At 43.9% G+C, this 4,100-nt stretch carries 4 protein-coding genes; 2 read left to right on the top strand and 2 right to left on the bottom strand.

Features of this window, described 5'->3' with window-relative positions; genetic code table 11:
- Nucleotides 1-177 precede the first annotated feature (177 nt).
- On the top strand, nt 178-1,194 hold the full coding sequence (locus tag DSM465_RS0115680) for an Mrp/NBP35 family ATP-binding protein (RefSeq protein WP_008881908.1): 1,017 nt from the start codon (nt 178-180) through the stop codon (nt 1,192-1,194).
- Nucleotides 1,195-1,288: 94 nt separating this feature from the next.
- Here the strand turns inward: DSM465_RS0115680 and gerD are convergent, their stop codons facing one another.
- Nucleotides 1,289-1,918, bottom strand: coding sequence for a spore germination lipoprotein GerD (gene gerD / locus DSM465_RS0115675; RefSeq protein ID WP_029761764.1), 630 nt, complete (start codon nt 1,916-1,918; stop codon nt 1,289-1,291).
- Between the two features lie 154 nt (nt 1,919-2,072).
- Here gerD and DSM465_RS0115670 point away from each other — a divergent pair, with 154 nt between their 5' ends.
- Nucleotides 2,073-2,672 (top strand): KinB-signaling pathway activation protein, encoded by a 600-nt coding sequence (locus DSM465_RS0115670; protein ID WP_029761763.1) that lies wholly within the window; start codon nt 2,073-2,075, stop codon nt 2,670-2,672.
- A gap of 228 nt (nt 2,673-2,900) precedes the next feature.
- Here the strand turns inward: DSM465_RS0115670 and pdaB are convergent, their stop codons facing one another.
- Nucleotides 2,901-3,656 carry a polysaccharide deacetylase family sporulation protein PdaB gene (gene pdaB / locus DSM465_RS0115665; RefSeq protein ID WP_029761762.1) on the bottom strand — a complete coding sequence of 252 codons (756 nt, stop codon included), beginning with the start codon at nt 3,654-3,656 and terminating at the stop codon, nt 2,901-2,903.
- Nucleotides 3,657-4,100 lie beyond the last annotated feature (444 nt).

Below are 4,100 nucleotides of genomic sequence, written 5' to 3'. Positions count from 1 at the left end.
GTTTTTTTTTGAGTAGAACAGCGGCAGCGAAACATGATCTTTACCAAAGGGAAATGGAAATCCTCATTCCCACTATAAGTAAATGGGAAAGAAGGCTGAACATGGCGGTTTCCTAGCAACTTATGGTATAGTAGATAATAGAAACAGTCATTGATTGAAAAAGGGTTGGTGAATACGATGCTGACGGAAAACGACGTGCGAGCCATTCTTGAAAACATGAAAGACCCATTTTTAAACAAAACGTTTAAGGAAACGAACGCCATTCAAGAAATTAAAATTAAAGAAGAGAAGAACCATGTCAGCGTAAAAATCGCGCTCGCCAAAATCGGTACTCCTGACCAACTCCGCGTACAAACGGCGATCGTCCAACAGTTGAAAGACGCAGGTGCTGCTTCTGTCGGACTGCGGTTTGCCGAACTGCCGCGAGAAGTCGTTGAGGAATATAGCGAGAATAAGCAAAGAACGACATATATCGCTATCGCCAGTGGCAAAGGTGGGGTTGGGAAATCAACCGTTTCTGTCAATTTGGCCGTCGCGCTTGCTCGGCTTGGCAAAAAAGTCGGGTTGATCGACGCTGATATTTACGGGTTTAGTGTACCCGACATGATGGGGATCACCGAGCGCCCAACAGTAAGAGGCGATAAGATTATCCCGGTTGAACGGTTTGGGGTAAAAGTCATTTCGATGGCCTTTTTCGTTGAGGACAACGCTCCGGTTATTTGGCGCGGTCCGATGCTTGGAAAAATGCTCAACAACTTTTTTAAAGAAGTCGAATGGGGCGATTTAGACTACCTGCTGCTTGACCTGCCGCCAGGTACAGGTGACGTCGCTTTAGATGTGCATACGCTTCTGCCGTCATGCAAAGAAATTATCGTTACAACCCCGCATCCAACCGCCGCGTTTGTCGCTGCCCGTGCCGGGGCCATGGCCTTACGCACTGAACACGAGATTATCGGTGTCATCGAAAATATGTCGTATTACGAAAGCCGGAAAACAGGTGAACGGGAATACGTGTTTGGCAAAGGTGGCGGAGCGAAGCTGGCAAAAGAGCTACAAACAGAACTGTTAGGGCAGTTGCCGCTTCAGCAACCAGATTGGAATGACGACGATTTTGCTCCGTCCGTTTATGCGGAAGATCATCCGATTGGGAAAATTTATATGGATATCGCCCGAAAAATTGCCGCGAAGTATTGAACAGCTTAAACATAAAGCGTCCGATGCCTTGAGTCGCTCGCGCTCGTTCCTTTGAGCGTTGGCGAATTTTGGCACACGGACGCTTTTTATTCGATTAACCGCCTTCCCCTTGTTGGCTGCCGCCTCCACCTTCTTCGCCTTCTCCTCCTTCCGCATCTTCCTCTCCTTGTTTTCCGCCGCTTTGTTGGAGTGTTTCTGCTGCTTTTGTTAGCATATCTTGAATTTTGGCTTGATATATCGGACTATTTAACGTTTCCGTAATCACTGTTTGCAAATGTTGGCGGAATTCTTTACTTTTTAATACATCGATCATCGCCTTTTCCATTTCAGGATTTTTTAGGATGTCGATCATCATTGCTTGATATTCAGGATCTTTCATGAGCGCCTTCATCATTTTTTCGTGTTCTTTTTGCAATCCTTTAGCAAAGCTTTCCGCGAACTTTGTGTCTTTTAGTGCATTTTCCCAAAATTTCTTTCCTTGATCAGACGTTAACACTTGCTGCAGTATCTCTTTTACAGCCGTTTGATCCATGACGAGCTGTTGCTTCATTTGGTCTTCTGACATAATATCTTGAATCGCCTTTTTCCCCTCGTCCGTTTTTAAAATGTCAACAACCATTCGTTTCGTCTGCTCATAATCCGGGGGAGCAGGGCTGGTTTCTTGAGGAGCACAAGAGCTAAGAACGAGAAAACTGAGCAAGAGGAGCGGTATGCACTTGTTCATAAAAATGAGCTCCTTTCTGCAAAAATCCCTCACCCTTAATATGAATGTTGACGAAAAAAATATGCATTTGGACAAATGGAAGCTGGCTTTTTTAGAAGGGCACTGGTAAAATGTTAAGCGGATTATGCTGAAATGATGGAGGATGAAGCAAACTGTGAACAGCCGTAAATGGGTGCGCTTATTTTTTACTACGCTGCTTGTCGGAGGAATTACTACAGCAGCTGTCGGTATGGTTTTAAACTGGAAAGAGTTTGGGCAGCTTCTTCTGAGTTTGGAGATTGTTGAGTTTATGGCTGTGTTATTATGGCATATTGGCGTTGGTTTTATTTTTAGCGTCATTAGCCAAGCAGGTTTTTTTGCGTATTTGACCGTTCACCGCTTCGGGCTTGGTATGTTCCGCTCGCTATGGAATGCGGTGCAACTTGTCTTGATCATGTTTGTGCTGTTCGATTTAGTGTACTTTCGTTACACGGCGTTTGCAGCAAACGGAGAATCGATAATTCCGTATATACTGATCGCTTTGTTCGTTTTGGTGGTCGGACTGGCTGTTGCCTATGCCAAAAGTGCACAAACGAATAAAGGAGCTTTCGTCCCGGCTTTATTCTTTATGGTCGTTGTGACAATTGTTGAATGGTTCCCAGTTTTGCGTATTAATGATCAAGATTGGCTATATTTGATGTTGATTCCGCTATTAGTATGCAATGCATATCAGCTTCTTATACTGCATAAGTTAACAGGCGGCGCGAAACAATAAGTTAAAGTAACATGCCGCCTGTTTTTTATGATCCCGAACCGAGAAAATCTTTACTTCTCCGTGGGAGCATAGGTGGGGGAGCGTTTGGGAAGTTTCCGTTTCAAGTTGAGTAAGAAGCAGGGAGAAGATCCAACGTAGAGAAACATTATCGTGCGGCCCCTGGCAGTGGGACCGCACGATAGCCAAGAAGCGGACTTTTTGATACGACACACCCCCGCTGTCTTGACGTTAATCAATTCCTTTGCTTTCAGCTTTACCGTTCGCCAATAGTTCGGAGAGACTAGCGTTTTTATAACCGTTTTCTTTCATCACTTCAATAATTTTTGGCAATGCTTTTGCCGTTTGTTTTGCGGAATCGGAGGCATGAAGGAGCACAATATCCCCCGGATCTAAATCGTTCGTGACGTTTGCTACAATTTGCTCTGTCCCGGGATTCAGCCAGTCTTTCGAGTTGATGCTCCAATGCACAACAGTATAGCCAAGAGACTGCGCAATTTTTAGTACGTTTTTGTTAAAGTTCCCCCCTGGAGGGCGCAACAGTTCAACATTTTTAACCCCCAACGTGTCAAAAACTTTTTTCGCCATCATTAAATCCTGACGGATTTTCGCATTCTCAAGTTCTGTGTAGTTGACAAAATTATACCCCATGCTGCCGATTTCATGTCCTTCTTCTTTGATCCGTTTCACAACAGTCGGATGGCGCTCGGCCCAAGAAGCTGATAAAAAAAAGGTAGCGTTTTTAATCCCTTGCTGTTTCAAAACATCTAAAATTTTGTCTGCATTCTCATCCCCCCAGCTAATGTTAAACGTCAATGCCACCTCATCGCGGTTATTGTCCACTTTGTATACCGCTTTTGGCCCGGAAGGAAGTGAAAAAACCGGACGGTTCATTTCATAAGCGTACAAAATGACAGCGGTAAAAAAGGCGGAACAAATAACAATAAGTGCCTTTTTCAGCGCTCGCCCATTCAGCGCATAAAACATGGCGTCGATCCCCCTTTAAACAGTTGTCCTATGTACATCTTATGCAGACAGCCATTATCGTTATGAAACATATTTGCTGTGCCCATTGCAGCGGTGGAAACAACGAAGAAGGCGGAGGATGGAAATGGAATATGGCCCTATAATTTATTTGTAATTCCAAGTGAAAAATGTATTGCATTTTTTGTTGTTTGGTGTTATATTAATAAACGTCGCTAATCGAACGGGTTGTTCGAAAGCGATAACCAGTCAAAAGATGTTTAAATAAAAAACAGTTGACAAAGGAAATGCTTTGTGTTAGTATAAAGAAGCTGCTTGCAGGAAGTGAGTTCGCTGAACTGGTTCTTGCAAGAGGAAGTAACTTGCGTGTGAGTGATTGGATAAAATGAAATTCCTCAACGCAAGATGATGTTGATTAATCTCGTTCCTTGAAAACTGAACGAAACG

The sequence above is a fragment of the Geobacillus thermodenitrificans subsp. thermodenitrificans DSM 465 genome (genome assembly GCF_000496575.1).
GTDB classification, from domain to species: Bacteria; Bacillota; Bacilli; order Bacillales; family Anoxybacillaceae; genus Geobacillus; species Geobacillus thermodenitrificans.
Note: the sequence above shows the minus strand (reverse complement) of the source record. Positions and strands in the feature narration are given on the sequence as shown.